Origin of the sequence: Tessaracoccus caeni (assembly GCF_029211185.1) — a bacterium.
Lineage (GTDB): Bacteria > Actinomycetota > Actinomycetes > Propionibacteriales > Propionibacteriaceae > Arachnia > Arachnia caeni.
Map to the genome: position 1 here is coordinate 144839 of NZ_JARGDO010000002.1, position 19149 is coordinate 163987.

General features: G+C 68.1%; 15 protein-coding genes and 1 pseudogene. 11 read left to right on the top strand and 5 right to left on the bottom strand.

Translation table 11 applies throughout. From position 1 onward, the window contains the following. Positions 1 to 29: 29 nt before the first annotated feature. Positions 30 to 1124 carry a PPK2 family polyphosphate kinase gene (locus tag P0D62_RS02835; RefSeq protein ID WP_275701106.1) on the top strand — a complete coding sequence of 365 codons (1095 nt, stop codon included), beginning with the start codon at positions 30 to 32 and terminating at the stop codon, positions 1122 to 1124. Here P0D62_RS02835 and P0D62_RS02840 read toward each other — a convergent pair. Continuing rightward, positions 1121 to 1477 carry a BlaI/MecI/CopY family transcriptional regulator gene (locus P0D62_RS02840; protein ID WP_275701107.1) on the bottom strand — a complete coding sequence of 119 codons (357 nt, stop codon included), beginning with the start codon at positions 1475 to 1477 and terminating at the stop codon, positions 1121 to 1123. The genes P0D62_RS02835 and P0D62_RS02840 overlap by 4 nt on opposite strands. Before the next feature lie 162 nt (positions 1478 to 1639). Here P0D62_RS02840 and P0D62_RS02845 point away from each other — a divergent pair, with 162 nt between their 5' ends. The 5 genes and pseudogenes from P0D62_RS02845 (at position 1640) to P0D62_RS02865 (ending at position 9435) form a co-directional block, all read left to right on the top strand. Next, entirely contained in the window at positions 1640 to 3187 is a 1548-nt protein-coding gene (locus P0D62_RS02845; RefSeq protein ID WP_275701108.1) for a cytochrome ubiquinol oxidase subunit I, read from the top strand. Between the two features lie 13 nt (positions 3188 to 3200). Continuing rightward, positions 3201 to 4274: a cytochrome d ubiquinol oxidase subunit II gene (gene cydB, locus P0D62_RS02850; protein WP_275701109.1), complete on the top strand. Its 1074-nt coding sequence runs from the start codon at positions 3201 to 3203 to the stop codon at positions 4272 to 4274. A 51-nt stretch (positions 4275 to 4325) separates the two neighbouring features. Beyond that, positions 4326 to 5969: pseudogene (cydD, locus tag P0D62_RS02855) on the top strand (thiol reductant ABC exporter subunit CydD); the annotation flags it as partial. 300 nt (positions 5970 to 6269) lie between these two features. Beyond that, entirely contained in the window at positions 6270 to 7904 is a 1635-nt protein-coding gene (gene cydC, locus P0D62_RS02860; protein WP_275701232.1) for a thiol reductant ABC exporter subunit CydC, read from the top strand. Positions 7905 to 8172: 268 nt separating this feature from the next. Next, positions 8173 to 9435 (top strand): glycosyltransferase, encoded by a 1263-nt coding sequence (locus P0D62_RS02865; protein ID WP_275701110.1) that lies wholly within the window; start codon positions 8173 to 8175, stop codon positions 9433 to 9435. 87 nt (positions 9436 to 9522) lie between these two features. Here P0D62_RS02865 and P0D62_RS02870 read toward each other — a convergent pair whose 3' ends face one another. Then, complete coding sequence (locus P0D62_RS02870; RefSeq protein ID WP_275701111.1) at positions 9523 to 10662, bottom strand: septal ring lytic transglycosylase RlpA family protein; 1140 nt, start codon at positions 10660 to 10662, stop codon at positions 9523 to 9525. 109 nt (positions 10663 to 10771) lie between these two features. Next, on the bottom strand, positions 10772 to 12124 hold the full coding sequence (dnaB, locus tag P0D62_RS02875; protein WP_275701233.1) for a replicative DNA helicase: 1353 nt from the start codon (positions 12122 to 12124) through the stop codon (positions 10772 to 10774). A 337-nt stretch (positions 12125 to 12461) separates the two neighbouring features. Between dnaB and P0D62_RS02880 the strand changes: the two genes are divergently transcribed. The 5 genes from P0D62_RS02880 (at position 12462) to P0D62_RS02900 (ending at position 16944) form a co-directional block, all read left to right on the top strand. Continuing rightward, complete coding sequence (locus P0D62_RS02880) at positions 12462 to 12797, top strand: metal-sensitive transcriptional regulator (RefSeq protein WP_275701112.1); 336 nt, start codon at positions 12462 to 12464, stop codon at positions 12795 to 12797. Positions 12798 to 12822: 25 nt separating this feature from the next. After that, positions 12823 to 13029 (top strand): heavy-metal-associated domain-containing protein, encoded by a 207-nt coding sequence (locus P0D62_RS02885; RefSeq protein ID WP_406708212.1) that lies wholly within the window; start codon positions 12823 to 12825, stop codon positions 13027 to 13029. A 170-nt stretch (positions 13030 to 13199) separates the two neighbouring features. Beyond that, complete coding sequence (gene ald, locus P0D62_RS02890; protein ID WP_275701113.1) at positions 13200 to 14312, top strand: alanine dehydrogenase; 1113 nt, start codon at positions 13200 to 13202, stop codon at positions 14310 to 14312. 35 nt (positions 14313 to 14347) lie between these two features. Further along, a complete protein-coding gene (locus P0D62_RS02895) occupies positions 14348 to 15529 on the top strand; it encodes a M20 metallopeptidase family protein (protein WP_275701114.1) in 1182 nt (393 codons plus the stop codon). A gap of 215 nt (positions 15530 to 15744) precedes the next feature. Beyond that, positions 15745 to 16944, top strand: coding sequence for an MFS transporter (locus tag P0D62_RS02900; RefSeq protein ID WP_275701115.1), 1200 nt, complete (start codon positions 15745 to 15747; stop codon positions 16942 to 16944). A 182-nt stretch (positions 16945 to 17126) separates the two neighbouring features. Here the strand turns inward: P0D62_RS02900 and ptsP are convergent, their stop codons facing one another. Together ptsP and P0D62_RS02910 are read right to left on the bottom strand one after the other, a co-directional pair. Beyond that, positions 17127 to 18824 (bottom strand): phosphoenolpyruvate--protein phosphotransferase, encoded by a 1698-nt coding sequence (ptsP, locus tag P0D62_RS02905; protein ID WP_275701116.1) that lies wholly within the window; start codon positions 18822 to 18824, stop codon positions 17127 to 17129. 27 nt (positions 18825 to 18851) lie between these two features. Continuing rightward, on the bottom strand, positions 18852 to 19118 hold the full coding sequence (locus P0D62_RS02910; protein WP_275701117.1) for an HPr family phosphocarrier protein: 267 nt from the start codon (positions 19116 to 19118) through the stop codon (positions 18852 to 18854). Positions 19119 to 19149: the final 31 nt, after the last annotated feature.

Sequence of the window (19149 nt, forward strand, 5' to 3'; positions counted from 1 at the left end):
TCTCCATCACCGACCGGAAGGGCGCTGCCATGAAAGACGACTGGGCCGCCGATCCCCGCATAGCGCTGCGGGCCACCCCCGACTTCGACCTGGCCGCCATGGACCGCGGCAGCACGCCCGGCTGGGCGGGCAAGAAGAAGTCCGCGGAACGACTGATGGCCGAACGCGGAGAGCTGCTGGCCGAGCTTCAGGAACGGATGTACGCCGAGGGGCGCAGCGGTGGCCGTCGGGCGGTGCTCTGCGTCGTGCAGGGGCTGGACACCGCCGGCAAGGGAGGCGTCGCCCGACACGTCATGGGCATGGTCGATCCGCAGGGCGTGGCGCTGCGTAGCTTCGGTCCGCCGAGCGCCGAGGAGCGCTCCCACCACTTCCTGTGGCGGATCCACCAGGCGCTGCCGCCCTACGGCAAGATCGGCTTGTTCGATCGCTCGCACTACGAGGACGTGCTGGTGGCACGCGTCGACAAGTTGGTTCCCGACGAGGTGTGGCGGGCACGCTACGACGAGATCAACGCCTTCGAGAAGGGCCTGGTCGATGCGGGCATCGTGGTGCTGAAGTTCGCCATGATGGTCTCCTACGAGGAACAGGGCCGACGTCTGATGGAGCGGCTGGACCGGCCCGACAAGCGCTGGAAGTACTCGATGTCCGACCTCCCGACGCGCTCCAAGTGGGACGCCTACCAGGAGGCCTACGCCGACGTGTTCCGTCTCACCTCCACCGAGTACGCGCCGTGGCACGTGCTGCCGGCGGACAAGAAGTGGTACCCGCGGCTCGCGATCACGGAGATCCTGACCCGCGCGATGAGCGGCATGGGCCTGCGCTGGCCGGAGCCCGGCTACGACGTGGCCGAGCAGCGGGCCGGGCTCGCGGCGACGATGTCCACGGAGTCCTTGCAGGCCTCCCTCGACGACACGACGGAGCTGGTGGACAAGGCGAACACCACCAGTCTGCTGGTGCGCGAGGAGGCCGCGCGGATGAGCTACGGCGATACCTCGGAGGCGGCCCACGCGGAGGCCAAGAACGACCTGGCGGCGGCGCGACGCTGGTTCGCCGCCGATCTGGCGCTCACCGTCGACCAGAAGCGCTTCTTGCTCGACGAGCGCCAGGGGGCTGACGGTGGCTAAGCCGTCGCCGGCGCGTCGCCCAGCAGCGCGCGATCGTCGGCGGGGAGAACCACGAAGAACTGCCGCAGCGCCTCGGCACGATCTTCTGGGCTCAGCTCACTGAGGGACGCCAGCATGCGGCTGGCGACGTAGGTGGCCCGGGGAGTGCTGGGCACGTACTGCCACGCCCGGCCCGCCATGGTGCGGGTGACCCGATGCTTCTTCGCCAACCTGTCGAGCACCGTCATCACGGTGGTGTAGGCCAGCTCCCGTTCCAGGTTGAGCTCGGCGTGCACGTCGGCAACGGTTTGCGGCGCGTCGGCCTGCCACAGCACTTCCATCACGCGCTTCTCGAGCTCACCCCTGGTCGTCATGCGGACATCCTAGTGAGGTTCGCCTACTGCCTGGGTGGATTTGTCCGCCCCGACGTAGTAGAGCCTTCCGGAGGCCGCTCCGAGCGGCGCCATCACGCCCGAATCCAAGAGGCACGGCCGCATCCGTTGGAAGGGCCCGACGCGACGTAGTACTGTCGCGGCATGGACCCTGTCGCAATAGGCCGGTGGCAATTCGGGATTACCACGGTCTACCACTATTTGTTCGTACCTATCACCATCGCGATGTCGATGCTGGTGGCGATCATCCAGACCGCCTGGGTGCGCACTGGCAAGCAGCGATACCTCCAACTCACCAAGTTCTTCGGCAAGCTCTTCCTCATTAATTTCGCGCTGGGCGTGGTCACCGGAATCGTCCAGGAGTTCCAGTTCGGAATGAACTGGAGCGAATATTCACGATTCGTTGGTGATATCTTCGGCGCCCCGTTGGCGCTCGAGGCGCTGCTGGCGTTCTTCCTGGAGTCCACCTTCATCGGACTGTGGATCTTCGGATGGGACAGGCTGCCCAAGAAGGTGCATCTCGCGGCGATCTACCTCGCGGCGATCGGAACCATCCTGTCGGCGAGCTTCATCCTGGCCGCGAACTCGTGGATGCAGAACCCCGTCGGCTCGGTGCTCAGCTTCGAGAACGGCCGCGCGGAGCTCGACGGCGTGTCCGGCTTCCTCGCGCTGCTCTCCAACCCGGTGTTCATCGCCACCTTCATCCACACCATCACCGCCGCCTACATGGTGGGCGGCGGCGTCGTCGCCGGCGTCAGCACGTGGCATCTGGCCAAGACGAACAAGCGCATCGCGAGCGGCGAACTCTCGGCGGAGAAGGGCGCGGAGGAGCGCGCCACCTGGCGTTGGGCCGCGAAGCTCGGCGCCTGGGTGCTGCTGATCGCGTCGGTGGGTGTGTTCGTCTCCGGCGACATGCAGTCGAAGGTGATGACCGAGGTGCAGCCCATGAAGATGGCGGCCGCGGAGGGTCTGTTCGAGTCCACCGACAACGCCCCGTTCTCGATCCTGACCGTCGGCACCCTCGACGGCCGTAGCGAGGTGTTCGCCCTCAAGGTTCCGGGTCTGCTGAGCATGCTCTCCGGCCACGACCATGTGCACGGCTTCAACGACCTGGAGGCCGAGTACAAGGCCAACGGGTTCAGCCGCAACGACGGCACCCGCCTGCCGCTGCAGGAGCAGATCGCCCAAGCAATCAACGACGGGCAGCTCAGCCCCGACATGGCTCAGGCGTTCGCTCAGATCGACTACGTGCCGCCGGTGGTGGTCTCCTACTGGTCGTTCCGGATCATGATCGGCCTCGGCATGGCCGGCATGGCTGTGGCCGCCCTGATCCTGCTCCGCTTGCGCAACGAGAAGTCGACGGCCGCCGTCAGGCCGGCCTGGTGGTGGACCGGACTGATGTGGGTGGTGCCCCTCGGCCCGCTGTTCGCCAACTCCTTCGGCTGGATCTTCACCGAGATGGGCCGTCAGCCCTGGCTGGTGGCGGGCGTGATGCCCACCGCCGCCGGTATCTCGCCGTCGGTGACGGCCGGCGAGATGCTGACCTCGCTGATTGTCTACACCCTCCTCTACGGCGCCCTCGCCGTGCTCGAGGTGTGGCTGTTCATGAAGTACCTGAAGGCCGGCCTCCCAGAGGTCGAGGAACCCGTGGTGCTCGAAGATCCCGACGCCCCGCTGACCTTCGCGTACTGAGAGGCGACGACCAATGCATCTTCTTCTTGAAACCGTCTCCGTCCCGTTCCTGCCCACGCTGTGGTTCCTGCTGGTGGCCGTGCTCTGGATCGGCTTCTTCTTCCTCGAGGGCTTCGACTTCGGCGTCGCCATGCTGATCCCCGTGCTCGGCAAGACCGACAAGGACCGCCGGGTCGTCGTCAACACCATCGGCCCCACCTGGGACGGCAACGAGGTGTGGCTGCTGACGGCGGGCGGTGCGATGTTCGCGGCCTTCCCCGGCTGGTACGCGTCGTTGTTCTCGGCGCTCTATCTGCCGCTGCTGCTGGTGCTGGTGGGGCTGATCCTGCGCGGCGTGGCCTTCGAGTACCGCTCGAAGCACCACACGTCGCAGTACAAGCGGATGCTCGACGCGTTCGCCACCTGGGGTTCCTTCATCACCACTCTGGTGTTCGGCGTGGGCTTCGCCAACTTCGTGATCGGGCTGCCCAACGACGGCCTGCTGTTCAACGGCAGTTTCTTCGGGCTGTTCAGCCCGTTCGCGCTGCTGGGCGGCGTGCTGCTGGTGGCGATCTTCCTCACCCACGGTGCCGCGTTCATCGCGCTGAAGACCAAGGGCGAGATCCACGACCGGGCCAAGGCCTTCGGTGTGAAGTCCGGCGGGGTGAGCATCATCCTGCTGGCGATCTTCGTGGTGTCGCAGAACGTCTTCTGGCCCGCCACCTCGGAGTTCGGCGATCTCAGCCTCTTCGCGTGGATCGTGGGCATCGTGTCGGTGGTCGCGCTGCTGGCCGGAGTGCTGATGGTCGGCCGCGGCCGCGATGGCTGGGCCTTCGTCTTCACGGGCCTGTCCATCGCGACGCTGTTCATCGGCACCTTCCTGCGCATGTTCGGCAACCTGGGCTTCGCTCAGGACGAGGCCGTGGCCGTCGGCGAGCGCCTGACCGTCCTGTCGGCCGCCTCGTCGGACACCACCCTCACCATCATGTCGTGGGCCGCCCTGGTGTTCGTGCCGATCGTGCTGGGCTACCAGGCGTGGAGCTACTGGGTGTTCCGCAAGCGCCTCAGCACCAAGAACATCCCAGACGAGGCTCATGCCGTCCACTAGACGCGGATAGGCGGATAGGAAGACCTTGTCAGGTAGGAGAGACTGGAGCCGATGCCAGGCCCCGTTCATCCCCGATTGATCAGACGCGCAGGGGCGACCAGGAACTACCTGGTCGCCTCTGTGCTCGTCGGGGCGCTCACCGCCGGCCTGCTGATCGCACAGGCCAAGCTGATCGCCGACGCCATCACCACCGTCTTCGACACCGCGGCGCTGCCGCCGGGGTGGACGGTCTCACTGCTGCTTCTGCTGGGGGTCTTCGCCGCCCGCGGCGGACTGGCCTGGCTGAACGCCTGGCTGGCGCATCGCTCGGCGGCCGCCGTGAAGTCGGAGCTGCGACGCGACGTGATGGCCGCCCGGCTGGCCACTCCCATCGGTGGAGCGCCGTCGGCGACGGTGATGCGGGTCGTCACGCAGGGCTTGGACGCACTGGACGGCTATTTCTCCAAGTACCTCCCCCAGCTGGGCCTGGCGGCCACGGTGCCGTTCATCGTCGGGGCGGCCGTGCTGCTGGCCGACTGGCCGTCGGCGATCATCATCGCCTTCACACTGCCGCTGATCCCGATCTTCATGGCGTTGATCGGCTGGACCACGCAGGCGGCCACCGCGAAGAGCTTCGCCCAGGCCGAGCGACTGGCCAACCACTTCGCCGACCTGATCGCCGGCCTGCCCACGCTGCAGGCCTTCGCCCGAGCTCGGGCCCAACGACGAGGAGTGGAGCTGGGCGAGGAGGCGCATCGCTCGGCCACCATGCGCACGCTGCGGATCTCCTTCATCTCCAGCCTCGCGCTGGAGCTGCTGGCGACGTTGTCGGTGGCCGTGGTCGCGGTCACCATCGGTTTCCGCGTCGTCTACGGACACGTCGACTTCACCACCGCGCTGTTCGTGCTGATCCTCGCCCCCGAAGCCTTTCTGCCCGTACGCCAGGTGGGAGTCCACTTCCACGACTCCGCCGACGGCGTCGCCGCCGCCGACGCCGCCTTCGCCATCATCGACGCTGCCCCCACCACGCTCCTTGAGGAGCGAGGCCGCCCGCGGCCGAGCCTCGAAAGGACCCACCGTAACCGGCGGCAGGAACCCGGCACGGTCGGCGTCGCTCTGCACGACGTCGCCTACCGCTACCCCGGTTCCACGACCGACGCCGTGAGCGGGTTCTCGCTGACCCTCACCCCCGGCGAGGTGGTGGCTCTGGCCGGGCCATCGGGTGCCGGCAAATCCACGATCCTGGCGCTGCTGGCGGGCTACCTCCGACCGACGGCAGGCCGGGTCACCGTCGACGGTGTGGACCTGGCCCAGATCGACCCCGCTTCCTGGCGACAGCACCTGGCGTGGGTGGGGCAGGAGCCGGGCATGGTCAACGGCACTGTCGGCGACAACGTCGCTCTCGGCAGCCCCGGCGCCTCCGCCGAGGCCATCGCCGAGGCCCTGCGCGACACCGGCGCCGGCTTTGACGCGACCAAGCCCGTCGGCGATGAGGCGGAGGGCCTGTCGGCCGGCGAGCGTCGCCGTGTCGCCCTGGCCCGGGCGCTGCTGCGCATCCGCACCACCGACGCCACCATCCTGCTGCTCGACGAACCCACCGCCGGCCTCGACGCCGACACCGAGGCCACCGTGATCGACGCCGTGCGCTCCTCCGGCGCCGGCGCCCTGATCGTCACCCACCGTCCCGCCGTCCTCGCCGCCGCCGACCGGGTTGTGTCGCCCTTCGAGACGATGTCCGCTACTTCACCGGCAACCCCACCCCAGACAGAACGGGCGGCCATCCCTCAGGGACCGCCCTTCGAGACGATGTCCGCTACTTCACCGGCAGCCTCACCCCAGACAGAGAGGGCGGCCATCCCTCAGGGATCCGGGGAAAAGACCCACTCACACGGCACAACCCACGCCGAGCCCAGCGACGACGCCACACCCAACCACGGATCCCTGAGGGACGCCCGCCTGTCCGGGCAAGCGCAAGATAAACACACAACCAGCGGGCGTCGTCTCGAAGGGCGGTCCCTGAGGCGCACATTCTCCTTCACCCGGGCGCTGCTGGACTCCATCCCCAGAGGCCGGTGGCGTCTGCTCGGGGCGGTGCTGCTGGCCTTCGCCGCGTCGGCCGCTTCAGTCGCGCTGATGGGCGTCTCCGCCTTCCTGCTCTCCTGGGCCGCGCTCTTCCCGCCTGTCCTCTACCTCCAGGCCCCGGCTGTCGGCGTGCGGTTCTTCGGCATTTCCCGGGGCGTATTCCGCTATGTGGAGCGCCTGGTGGGCCACGACCTCGCTCTGCGCATGCAGGGCGCCCTGCGACTAAAGGTCTACGACAAGCTCGCGAGCACCACGCTGATCGGACGTCGTCGCGGCGACCTGCTCACCCGCGTCGTCGCCGACGTGGAGGCCATCCAGGATCTGGTGGTGCGAGTGATCATCCCGATCGCCTCCGCGACGCTGGTGATCGCCACCACCACCGTCCTGCTCAGCCTGATCAATCTGCCCTCCGCCCTGGTGTTGCTGGCCACCGCGATCCTCGGCGGGGTGCTGCTCCCCTGGTGGGCGCAGCGCGCGTCGCTGCGCGCCGACGAGGCCACGATCGACGCCCGCGGCCGGCTCTCCGACGAGGTGCGCGAACTCACCCGCGTGGGCGCCGACCTGGTGGCCAACGGGGCCGAGGCCGAGGCGCTGAACCGGCTCCTCACCGTCGATGATCAACTGCGCACCCACGAGGAGAAGGCCGCGTGGGTGCGGGGCATCGCCACGGCGGGCCAGATCGTCGCGGCAGGCGTGGCCGTGGTGGCCGCCCTGGCGATCGGCGGTCCGGCCCTCGCCGCGGGCGACATCGACCCACGCTTCTTCGCCGTCCTGGTGCTCACCCCGCTCGCCCTGCACGAGACCTTCGCCGCCTTCACCCAGGGCGCCCAGACCTATACCCGCTCGCGAGCCGCCCTGGGGCGCATCGCCGACGAGCTGGCCGCGCCGTCGATCGGCGAGGGCGACGCGGTGCCCGGCGACGGCGCCCCCGCTCTCGAACTCGATGACGTCACCGTCGGCTGGCCCGGCGGCGCGCCCGTGCAGCACGACGTCACACTGCGCGTGTCTCCGGGCGAGCGGGTCGCACTGGTGGGCCCCTCCGGCGTCGGCAAGACCACCATCGCGGCCACCATCATGGGCCTCATCCCGCCGCTCACCGGCCGGCTCGAGCGCGCGGGCCGCGTCGGCTACCTCGCCCAGGACGCGCACATCTTCGCCACCTCGGTCGCCGAGAACGTGCGGATCGGCAACAAGGACGCCACCGACGACGAGGTCCGCCAGGCACTGCACCGCGCCGGCCTCGACCTCCCCCTGGATCGCCTGATCGGCGAGGCCGGATCGACGCTCAGCGGCGGCGAGCGCCGCCGCTTGGCCCTGGCCAGGATCCTCTCCGGCCCGCGCGACCTGCTGATCCTCGACGAACCCACCGAGCACCTCGACCACGCCACCGCCGCCGCCCTCATCGACGACGTCTGGGCCGCCTCCGAGGGCCTCCCCGTCCTGGTGATCACCCACGACCAGGGCCTCGTCGCCCGATGCGACCGATCGGTCACGCTCTCTGACGCGCGAACCCCCCGCGCTCTTCGAGGTGCGGAGGCGCTGGGCGAGGAACGAGCCCCGAAGCCGTAGCCTCGAGGAGAGCCAGCGCGACTTTCGGCTGGGACTGATCGTCGGCTGCCGGCGGGCTCTTTTCGAGGCTCGGCCGCGAACGGCCTCGCACCTCAAAGAGCGTCAGTGGTGCTTCGCGCTCGTCCTGATTGTCGAGGCTCGGCCGCGAACGGCCTCACACCTCAAAGAGCGTCAGTGGTGCTTCGCGCTCGTCCCGATTGTCGAGGCTCGGCCGCGAACGGCCTCACACCTCAAAGAGCGTGAGGATTCTCTTCGATAGAGTGGCGACGTGATCGATCCGTCCCCAGAGATGCTGCGCGTCGCCCAGTTCACCGACAACTACGGTCCGGGCAGCAATGGGCTGACGGTGGCCGTTCAGGCGCTGGAGGGCAATCTGCTGGACGCAGGACACGAGGTGATCGTCGTCGCTCCGGCCGCCAAGGGCCCGAATCCCCACAAGGGCCGGCCCGGCCGCACCGAGTTCCGGCTCCCATCGATGTGGGTGCCCCGGCTGCCCACCCGGGTGGCCACCGGTCGTCACTTCGAGCGCACCATCGAACGTGTCGCTGCGCTCAAGCCCACCGTGATCCACGTGCACGGCTTCGGCACGGTGGGCGCGCTCGGCACGGTCGCCGCGCAGCGCCTCGGGATCCCGCTGCTGCTCACCTGGCACACCGACTTCGACGCCTACGCCGACTACTACAAGCAATGGCTCCCGCTGCTGGACCTGGTGCTCAAGGCCTTCGTGAAGCTCAGCAACGGCGCCTTCGTCGACGAGGCCGAGATGCGCGCCGCCCAGATCAAGTTCGAGGACCGTGGCTTCGGCGCCTCCATGATCGGCATGTGCGCGAAGATGCTGGAACTCTCGCAACTGGTCACCACACCGTCCCCGAAGACCGCCGCCCATTGCCGGCAGATCGCACCCGGCATCGACGTGCGCGTCGTGCCCAACGGCGTCGACGCGCTGCCTCCCGGCCCACCGCCCTTCCCGCGCCCCGACGGCCCGCTCGTGTTGTACGCGGGACGCATCGCGCCGGAGAAGGGCATCACGCTGCTGGCCGAGGCCTTCCACCTCGTCGCCAATCAGCGTCCCGACGCGCGCCTGATGGTGGTCGGCGACTGGGACAACAACCCCGGCATCCGCAAGGTGCTGCAGAACGGCCGCGACCAAGGGCTGTTCATCCTGCCCGGCGAGCAGAAGCGCGACGACCTGGGCGCGTTCTACGGCATGGCCGACATCTTCGCCTTCGCCAGCCAGACCGACACCCAGGCGCTGGTGCTGCATGAGGCCGCGCTGGCGGGCCTGCCGATCGTGAGCGTCGATCACGAGCTCACCCTGGTGATCGATCCTCCCGTCAACGGCGAGATCACCCGCCCCACCCCGGCGTCGCTGGCGGCCGGCATCCTTCGTGTCATCGACCGGATGGACGACCCCGCCTGGCGCACCGCCGCCACGCGTCGCTCCGTCGAGCTGGCCTCGCAGTGGACCATTCAGTCCCAGGCCGACGAGATGCTCGGCATCTACCGCGACCTGGCGCGCCTGCACCCCTGAATCCATCCCGGAAAAACAAACCCGGCCCGTCATCTGGGGGGAGATGACGAGCCGGGGGCTTGTGGTGGGCGTGATGCCCGAGGGTGGCTAGACCACCTCGTAGTTGACGGTGATCACGCCGGCGCTGGTGCCGCCGATCGCCTTCATCGCGGCGCGCGACAGGTCGAGGCAGCGGCCGGAGATGTACGGGCCGCGGTCATTGATGCGCACGACCACCGTCTTGTCGTTCTTGGGGTTGGTCACCTTCACCTTGGTGCCGAACTTGAAGGTCTTGTGCGCGGCGGTCAGGTCGTCGGGGTTGAACCGCTCGCCATTGGCGGTCATCTGGCCCTGCCAGTAGTAAGAGGCCTTGCAGCTGGAGCCACTGGCGGGCGTCAGGTTGCTGGACTTCTTCTCCACCTTGCGGGTGCCGACGGTGGTGACCTGGGTCTTCGGCTTCTTGGTGACCTTGGAGCTCTTCAGCTTCGAGGACTTCAGCTTGCCGTCGTGGTACACGTCGGTGTAGGTCTCGGTCTTGGAGCCCTTGACACCCTTGGTGGTGACCTTCGAAGTGCCCTTGTCCATCTTGCTGGACTTGACCGTCTTCTTCTTGAAGGGAACCGAGACCTTCTTCTTGGATTCCTTCACCGTCACGTCGACGAAGGTGACCTTCATGCCGTCCTTCAGCACGGTGTCCACGTCGGGCTTCACGATGTCGTTGCTGTCGGGATCGATCTCGGCGTAGGACAGCAGGTCGGCGACGGTGCCGGCGACGGTCACCTTCGACGACTCACCGGCGGCCTTCAGCGTCACGTCCTTGGCCGTCATGATTTCGAGGTCGAGGCCACGACGGGTGATGCCGGTGGCTCGGGTGGCGGACAGCTTGGAATCGGCCTCGTCGAGGTCGAGCTGACGCAGGGCGTCGCCGACGCTGCGGGCCGTGGTCCACACCGTGCGGCTCTCGCCGTCGACGGTGAGCTCCAGCGGGCGACCGTAGGCCACGTCCACTTCCAGGCCCTCGACGATCTTGGTGTCGACGCCGGGCAGGACGACGTCGTACTCGCCGAGTTCGATGCCCTGGTTCTCGAGGAGCGAGCCCACGGTCCGATCGCGCACCGTCAGCACCTGCGCGGCACCGTCGACGGTGAGTTCGACATCATGGGTGCGCAGCACCTGGACGATTCCGACCGTTCCGACGATTCCGAGGGCGGCGACTCCGGCGACAACCGGGATCCAGACTTTGCTCATAGGGGTGAAGCTCCAAGCGTCGAGGACGTGACGCGACTACTCTAAGCCATTCCTTAACCAATCCCAAACGATTCCTGAAGAATCTTCAGTTTGAATCGACGGCGCTCCGTCACGGGGTAAAGGGATCGGTGAAACGGCTGTAATGACCCTGGAAGAGGGCATCCACCTTGCCGGTCTCGCCGTTGCGGTGCTTCAGCACATGGAAGGCCGCCACGCCCCGCTCCTCGTCGGTGGGATTGGGATTGAAGGCCTCGGGACGGTGCAGCATGATCACGATGTCGGCGTCCTGCTCCAGCGAGCCCGACTCGCGGAGGTCGGCCAGCTGAGGCACGCCGTCCTTGCGCTGCTCGGCGTTACGGCTGAGCTGGGACAGCGCGATGACGGGGATCTCGAGTTCCTTGGCGAGCAGCTTGATCTGACGCGAGAACTCCGAGACCTCCACCTGGCGCGACTCCACCTTCTTGCCCGAGGTCATCAACTGGAGATAGTCGAGGACGAGCAGCTGCAAGTCGTGCTTCTGTCGCAGCCGGCGCGCCTTGGCCCGGATCTCCATCATGGTGAGGTTGGGCGAATCGTCGATGAAGAACGGCGCCTCGCCGATCTGGCCCGACTTGTCGGTGATGCGCTGCCAGTCGGCCTCGTCCATCTTTCCGCCGCGGATGCGTCCGAGCGACACCGACGACTCGGCGGAGAGCACCTTCATCACGATCTCCGTGCGGCTCATCTCCAAAGAGAAGAACGCCGTGGGCAGGTTGTGCTTGATGGCGGCCGCGCGGCACACGTCGAGCGCGAAGGTGGACTTGCCGATACCGGGGCGCGCCGCGACGATGATCATCTGGCCGGGATGCAGGCCGTTGGTCATCTTGTCCAGCCGCTGGAAGCCCGTGGGCACGCCAGCCAGCGCGTCGCCCGAGGCCTCGATGGCCTCGATCTCGTCGAAAGTGGGCTGCATCAGATCTGCCAGCGAGCGATAGTCCTCGGACGCGCGCTTCTCCGTCACCTCGAAGAGGGTCTGCTGGGCCTCGTCGACGATCTGCTCCACCTCACCCTGGCCCTGGTAGCCGAGCTGGGCGATGCGGATGGAGGCGTTGACCAGGCGGCGCAGGATGGCCTTCTCGCGTACCAGCTCCGCGTAATAGGAAGCATTGGCGGCGATGGAGACGCTGGCCAGCAGATCGTGCAGGTAGACGGCGCCGCCCACCTTGGCCAGCTCTCCCAGCTTGCCCAGCTCGCCGGCGACCGTGATGGGATCTGCGGGCTCGCCACGGCCGTAGAGATTGAGGATAGCGTCGAAGATGGTCTCGTGCGCGGGACGGTAGAAATCGACGCCGCGCAGGTTCTCCACCACGTCGGAGATGGCGTCCTTGCTCATCATCATGGCGCCGAGCACACTCTGCTCCGCCGCCAGATCCTGCGGCGGAGTGCGATCCAGCTCCGGCGGCGCGTCGGGGACTGCGCTCAGTGACATCTGACTCACCTCCGAATCTCGATACCGACGGGCGCTCGACCAGCCCCGCATGACTCTTCCTCAGGAGCCTAGGACACGCTACCGACAACGCCGGACGACGCTCACCTCACCCTCGGTGCACAACTCGCCCCTTGCCTGGGGACAGCGCTGTGGACGACCTGTGCATGAGTGTGCAGAAAACACGGGGTCGCCGCCGGGCCGAGCTGTGGAAGACCGTCCGGAACACAGCCCCATGCTGTGGGTCAATCGTTATCTTCGCCCTCGGCCCCTTGCGTGTCGCCACTACCCCCAGGGGGTATAGTTGACGCGGAAGCGCTGGAAAGGGGGCGACATGACAGACACCACGATCGCGGCCGCCGCGACGGACACCGACTGCCACGACACGTCCGACCACGGCTACTCGCCGAACAAGGAGGCCTATCTGCGCCGCCTGAAGCTGATCGAGGGCCAGACCCGCGGCATCGCCCGCATGGTCGACGAGGACAAGTACTGCATCGACGTGCTGACGCAGATCTCCGCGGTCACCAGCGCTTTGAAGGCCGTCTCCCTCGGGCTGCTCGAAGACCACCTCGCGCACTGCGTGGCCAACGCCGCCGCCCAGGGTGGCGCCGAGGCCGAGGAGAAGATCGACGAGGCCATCCAGGCCATCCGGCGTCTCGTCAAGTAATCACACAGAGATAAGGAAAACACTCATGCAGACCACCTACACCGTCAGCGGCATGACCTGCGGACACTGCGCCAACCACGTGACCGAAGAGGTCTCGGCCATCGACGGCGTGAAGAACGTCTCCGTCTCCGTCGAGGGCCCGATGGTCATCGAGTCGGACGAGCGCATCCCCTTCGACGCCGTGATCGCCGCCGTCTCCGAGGCCGGCAACTACACCGTCGTCGAGGCCTGAGCACCACGCTCTCTACGCTCTTCGAGGTGCGAGGCCGCCCGCGGCCGAGCCTCGAGGAGAGCGTGACCGTTTCTGGGGGCTTGTGGTCGGTTAGGTGGTTACGACCGTCGTGTTCCGGATGGGGTCCTCGAGGCTAGAGTGAACTGATCCATCGACGTCGAGGAGAGTTCATGCGCATCGGGGTGCCACGCGAGGTAAAGAACAACGAGTTCCGGGTGGGGCTGACCCCGGCTGGCGTGCTGGAGTTAGCCAAACGCGGCCACCTGGTAAGCGTCGAGACGGGAGCAGGCGTCGGCGCAGGGATCTCCGACCAGAACTACCGCGACGCCGGCGCCTCCATCATCGGCGACTCCGACCGTGTCTGGGCCGACGCCGACCTGGTGGTGAAGGTGAAGGAGCCCGTCGCCGGGGAGTACCGCCACCTGCGCCAGGATCTGGTGCTCTTCACCTACCTTCATTTGGCCGCCAACCGGCCGCTCGTCGACGCCCTGCTGGGCTCGGGCACGACGTCGATCGCCTACGAGACGGTGCAACTGGCGGACGGGTCGCTGCCGCTGCTCGCTCCGATGTCGGAGATCGCGGGGGCGCTCGCTCCCCAGGTGGGCGCCCAGTCGATGATGAAACCCGCCGGCGGCCCCGGCCTCCTATTGGGCGGTATCGCGGGCGTGCCGAACGCCAAGGTGGTGATCCTGGGCGGCGGAGTCGCTGGCCAGGACGCGGCACGCGTCGCCGCTGGGATGGGTGCCGACGTCACCCTGCTCGACACCGACATCGCCAAGTTGCGCCTGGTCGAGGCCCGCCACGGCGGCCTGGTGCGCACTCTGGCATCGTCGACCATGACGGTGCGTGAGCAGGTGCTGGGAGCCGACCTGGTGATCGGCACCGTCCTGATCCCCGGCGCGCGGGCGCCGAAGCTGGTGACCGACGAGATGGTGCAGAACATGGTGCCGGGCTCCGTGCTCGTCGACGTCTCCATCGACCAGGGAGGATGCTTCGAGAGCAGCCACCCGACGACGCACGCAGACCCCACCTTCCCGGTGCACGGCTCGACGTTCTACTGCGTCTCCAACATCCCGGGCGCGGTGCCGAAGACGTCGACGGCGGCGCTCACCAACGCCACCCTCCGCTATGTGCTCGCACTGGCGGATCACGGGTGGCGCGACGCCGCCCGCATCGATCCCGCCTTGGCGAGAGGCATCAGTACCCGCGCCGGCCAGCTGACCTCCCAGCCCGTCGCCGAAGCCTTCGGCCTGCCCTACTCGGCCATCGACTGGTCCCGTTAGTCCCGTCCACCCATCCACCAGAGTAGGTTGGGCGCGTGAATGCGGACCTGTTGAACACTCTCGTGTCCCGGATCGATGCGCAGTTGTCGGAGACGTCGTCGTTGCGGCGGATGCTCCATGCCGACCCGCACCTGAGCGGCGACGAGGGCGACACCCGCGACGCCATGATCCAGGCGGCCGACTGGCTCGATTGGATCCCGATGGTGGAGACCGGCGCCTACGCTCGCACCGGCCCCGATGGTCCCGCCGTGGGCCTGCGCGCCGAACTCGATGCACTGCCGATCCACGAGGCCACCGGCGTCGAGTGGGCGTCCCAGCGGCGCGGCATCATGCACGCCTGCGGACACGACGTGCACATGGCGGCCCTGTGGGCGGTGCTGTCGGCCGCACGTGGCCTGGACCTGCCCGTCGCGATGGTGCCAGTGCTCCAGCCGCGCGAGGAATCCAATCCCCCGGGCGCCACCGACGTCGTCGCCTCCGGTGTGCTGGACGACTTGGACGTCCGCGCCATGGTGGGCATCCACGTGCAGCCCCAGGTGAAGCGGGGCGTTGTCTCCAATGGCTCAGGGCCTGTGAACGCGGCCTTCGACTCCTTCGAGATCACCGTCACCGGACGCGGCGGGCACGGCGCCTACCCGCACGCCGCCGTCGACCCCATCCAGGTGCTGGCGGCCATCGTCTCCGGGCTCGGGGACATCTCAGCCCGCACGATCAACCCGATCCATCCGACGGTGGTGTCGGTCGGCATGTTCCGCGCCGGCACCGCCGCCAACGTGATCGCCGACAACGCCATGTGCCGCGGCTCGATCCGCACCTATCACGAGTCCGACCGCACCGCCCTGCACGACGCCATCGCCCGCTTCGCCGAGGGCACCGCGCTGGCCCGTGGGGCGGCGGCTACCACCCAGTTCGTCCGTGGCGGGCCTGCCCTGGTCAACGACGCGTCGATCTCATCGCGCTCCGACGCACTGCTCGTCGGGATGGGCGTGCCCGTCGCCACCACGCCGTTCCGCTCCTGCGGCTCCGACGACTTCTCCGAGTACAGCACCGTGATGCCGTCGCTGATGAGCTTCATCGGCACGGGAGCAGAAGGCGGAGTCGGCCTGCATCATGCCCAGTTCCTCCCCCGCCGCGACGCCCTCCGCCTTGCCGCCGTCACCTTGGCCACCAACTATGTCGCCGCCGCCGACACCATCCTCACCCATCACGCTCCCTGACGTACTGAGGCGCACGCCGAGGCGCTCGGACCTCGTTCCTCCGCACCCGGAGCGAGTCCCCAGGCAGTGAGCGCTACCGTGTCTGGGGACTGATGGCTGGGTTGCTAGGCGACGTCCCGCTCTCCTCGAGGCTCGGCCGCAGGCGGCCTCGCACCTCGAAGAGCGTCAACTACCCCTAGGATTGTTCGGGCTCGAAAAGAAGTGGAGTGGGCGGCGTGAGTGAGACCATCGGGCAAGAGCGTGCCATCAAAGCGCGCAATGGACTGTTCGCGGCGTTCGCGATCAACGGGTTCGCGTTCGCGACGTGGATGTCGCGCATCCCCGACGTGAAGGATGCGCTGAACGTCACTCCCGGACAGCTGAGCTTGCTGCTGCTGTCCATCTCCGTGGGCGCCCTCACCAGCCTTCCGCTCGCCGGGCGGATCTGCAACAAGATCGGCGCGAAGAACACTGTCCGGCTGGGCATGGCGTTCTTCGTCCCTGGCGTGCTCTGGGCTGCGGCAGCCGTGACCTTCAGCACGTCGTTGTACCTGGCCATCCCAGGGCTGTTCCTCGTCGGGCTCGGCAACGGCTCTTGGGACGTGGCGCAGAACGTCGAGGGCACCATCGTCGAGCGCGGCGTCGGGCGGGCGATCATGCCGTGGTTCCACGCGGCATTCAGCGGCGGCACCGTGCTCGGAGCGCTGATCGGCGCCGGCATCGTCGCACTGCGGGTGCCGATCATCACGCACATCGCCGTAGTGGCCGTCATCGTCGTGGCGGTGACCATCTGGGGCACCAGCACCTTCCTCTCCCAGTCGGGAGAACCCGTCGACGGAGCCCACGACGAAGGCGCGGGTTCGCGGGGCCAAGGCTCGGCGTGGTTGGAGCCCCGCACGCTCCTGATCGGTCTCATGGTGCTGGCCGCCGCCTTCGCGGAGGGCACCGCGAACGACTGGATGGCGGTCGCCTTCGTCGACGGACACGGCGTCGACAACGCCATGGGCGTCGTCGGACTGGCCGTCTTCCTCGCCTTCATGACGCTCGGTCGCATCCTCGGCACCCAGCTGCTGGACAACTACGGCCGGGTCATCGTGCTGCGCATCATGTTCGGGCTGTCCCTGATTGGCTGCCTCATGGTGGTGTACGGAAACACCTGGCTGGCCTTCATCGGCGCCGCCATCTGGGGCGTCGGAGCCAGCCTCGGCTTCCCCGTCGGCATGTCCGCCGCCGCCGACGACCCCGCCCGCGCGCCCCTGCGGATCAGCGTCGTCTCCACCATCGGCTACGGCGCCTTCCTCGGCGGCCCGCCGCTGCTCGGCTTCCTCGGCGACCACATCGGCGTGCTGAACGCCTTGCTGGCCGTAGGCGCCATCTCTGTCGTCGCCCTGTTCGTCGTCCCGGCCGCCAAGGAACCGGAACTCCCCGCTCTTTGAGGTGTGTGGCACAGCGGACCCCATCCGCACCACGACGACCGCAGCCATGGTTCCCGACCACAAGTCCCCTGGCTCCGTCACGCTCTCCTCGAGGCTCGGCCGCGAGCGGCCTCGCACCTCGACGAGCGCGAAAGAGGGAGGGCCCGGACGAGTCCGGGCCCTCCCTCTTTGTCAGGTGCTACTCAGAGCAGGTCGAGCAACAGCGGGTCGACGATCTGCAGGACCGCAGCCTTCGCGTCCGCCGCGGTGGGTGCGGCGACAGCGTAGGCGGCCATCTGCTGGCAGGTGCCGAAGTCGTGCATCCGCAGGGCGGCACGCACGGCGTTGACCTTCGTCGGGGCCATCGACAGCGACGTGACGCCGAGGCCGACGAGGACGAGAGCGAGCAGCGGATCGCCACCGGCCTCGCCACAGACACCGACCGGCTTCCCGGTCGCGACGCCGCCCTTGCAGGTCTCGCGGACCAGCTGCAGCAGCGCGGGCTGCCACGGGCTCAGCAGCGGGGCGAGCTCGCCCTGCATGCGGTCGGCCGCCATGGTGTACTGCGACAGGTCGTTGGTGCCGATCGAGGCGAAGTCGGCGACGGACAGCAGGTGCTCGGAGCGCAGCGCGGCGGCCGGCACCTCCACCATGATGCCCACCGTCGGCAGGCCGGCGGCCCGTGCCTTGTCGATGAACCAGTTGGCCTCGTCCATGGTGGCGACCATCGGAGCCATCACACGAAGATCCGAGGTGCCGCCGGTGGCCTGGTAGGCCGCGGAGAGCGCCTGGAGCTGGGTGTCGATCAGATCCTCGCGCACCATGTTGAGACGAAGACCACGGATACCGAGGGCCGGGTTCTCCTCTTCGCCGAGATCGGCGAAGGCGAGCGGCTTGTCGGCGCCGGCGTCCATGGTGCGCACCACGACGCGCCGATCGCCGAAGGCCTTCAGCACGGTGGTGTAGGTCTCGGTCTGCTCCTCGAGGCTGGGGGCGTCGTCGCGCTCCAAGAACAGGAACTCGGTGCGGAACAGGCCCGAACCCTCGAGGTCGAAGGCGGCTGCCTTGATCGCGTCATCGGGAGTGCCGATGTTGGCGAGCAGCTTGATCTTCACACCATCGCGCGTGGCGCCCTCGCCGGAAGAACCGGCCAGTGCGGCAGCGCGGCGACGCGAACGCTCCGCCAGCTGCTCCACGTCCTCGTCGGTGGGGTGGACGATGACCTCGCCGACGCCGCCGTCGAGGGCGACGACCGTGCCCTCCTCGACCGAGTCGAGGATGCCGGACACCTTGACCGCGGCCGGGATGCCGAGCTGGGCCGCGAGGATCGCGGTGTGGCTCGTCGGGCCGCCGGCCTCGGTGAGAATGCCGAGGCAGGTGTCGGGCGACAGGGTGGCGGTCTCGTCCGGTGCGAGGTCGAGAGCGATCAGCACCGTCGGGACGCTGAACTCGGGCACGCCGGGGGCCGGCACGCCGCGCAGCTCGCAGATCAGGCGATCGCGCACGTCGTACAGGTCGGTGGCACGCTCGGCCATGTAGCCGCCCAGCGACTTCATCATCTCGGCGTACTGGCCGACCGCCTCATGGACGGCCTTGGTGACACCGGTGCCCTTGGCGAGCTCCTTGTTGATCGCCTTGGCCAGGCCACGGTCGCCGGCCAGCTGGGCCGTCGCCTTGAGGATAGGCGCGGCTTTCTCCGACGCGGTGTCGGCGCGAGCGGTGAGGTTGGCGACGACGGCTTTGGTGGCCTCGGCGACACGCTCGCCGGCGGCCGCCGCGTCAGTGGTGGCGGGCTCGTCGGTGTCGACACCGGGAGCCGAGCGCACCACCGCGACGGGACCGGACGCGGTGCCGGCCGAGACGCCGATCCCGTGCAGGATCTTGCGGGTGTTGTCAGTCATGAATCGAGTACTCCGGATCGACGCGGATCAGGCGTCGAGGTCGGTCTCGAGCAGCTCGACGAGCTTCGCGAGAGCCTCGTCGGCACCCTCGCCCTCGGCGGACAGGGTGACCACGTCGCCGTTCTTGGCGCCCAGGGTCATGACCTCGAGGATGCTCGCGGCGTCCACGGCCTCGCCGTCGCCCAGTGCGATGGTGATGTCGAGGCCGGTCTCGCCGGCAGCAGCGGCGAAGATCGAAGCGGGACGGGCATGCAGGCCGACGGAGGAGCCGATGGTGGCGGTGCGAGTGGACATATGTGTTCCTTTCGGTATGTTGCCCCGGTGG

What these genes read in the sequence shown, in the direction of transcription:
- P0D62_RS02835 (WP_275701106.1), top strand. Translation starts at nt 30, where the DNA reads ATGAAAGACGACTGGGCCGCCGATCCCCGCATAGCGCTGCGGGCCACC.
- P0D62_RS02840 (WP_275701107.1), bottom strand. Translation starts at nt 1,477, where the DNA reads ATGACGACCAGGGGTGAGCTCGAGAAGCGCGTGATGGAAGTGCTGTGG.
- P0D62_RS02845 (WP_275701108.1), top strand. Translation starts at nt 1,640, where the DNA reads ATGGACCCTGTCGCAATAGGCCGGTGGCAATTCGGGATTACCACGGTC.
- cydB (WP_275701109.1), top strand. Translation starts at nt 3,201, where the DNA reads ATGCATCTTCTTCTTGAAACCGTCTCCGTCCCGTTCCTGCCCACGCTG.
- P0D62_RS02870 (WP_275701111.1), bottom strand. Translation starts at nt 10,662, where the DNA reads ATGAGCAAAGTCTGGATCCCGGTTGTCGCCGGAGTCGCCGCCCTCGGA.
- P0D62_RS02880 (WP_275701112.1), top strand. Translation starts at nt 12,462, where the DNA reads ATGACAGACACCACGATCGCGGCCGCCGCGACGGACACCGACTGCCAC.
- P0D62_RS02885 (WP_406708212.1), top strand. Translation starts at nt 12,823, where the DNA reads ATGCAGACCACCTACACCGTCAGCGGCATGACCTGCGGACACTGCGCC.
- ald (WP_275701113.1), top strand. Translation starts at nt 13,200, where the DNA reads ATGCGCATCGGGGTGCCACGCGAGGTAAAGAACAACGAGTTCCGGGTG.
- ptsP (WP_275701116.1), bottom strand. Translation starts at nt 18,824, where the DNA reads ATGACTGACAACACCCGCAAGATCCTGCACGGGATCGGCGTCTCGGCC.
- P0D62_RS02910 (WP_275701117.1), bottom strand. Translation starts at nt 19,118, where the DNA reads ATGTCCACTCGCACCGCCACCATCGGCTCCTCCGTCGGCCTGCATGCC.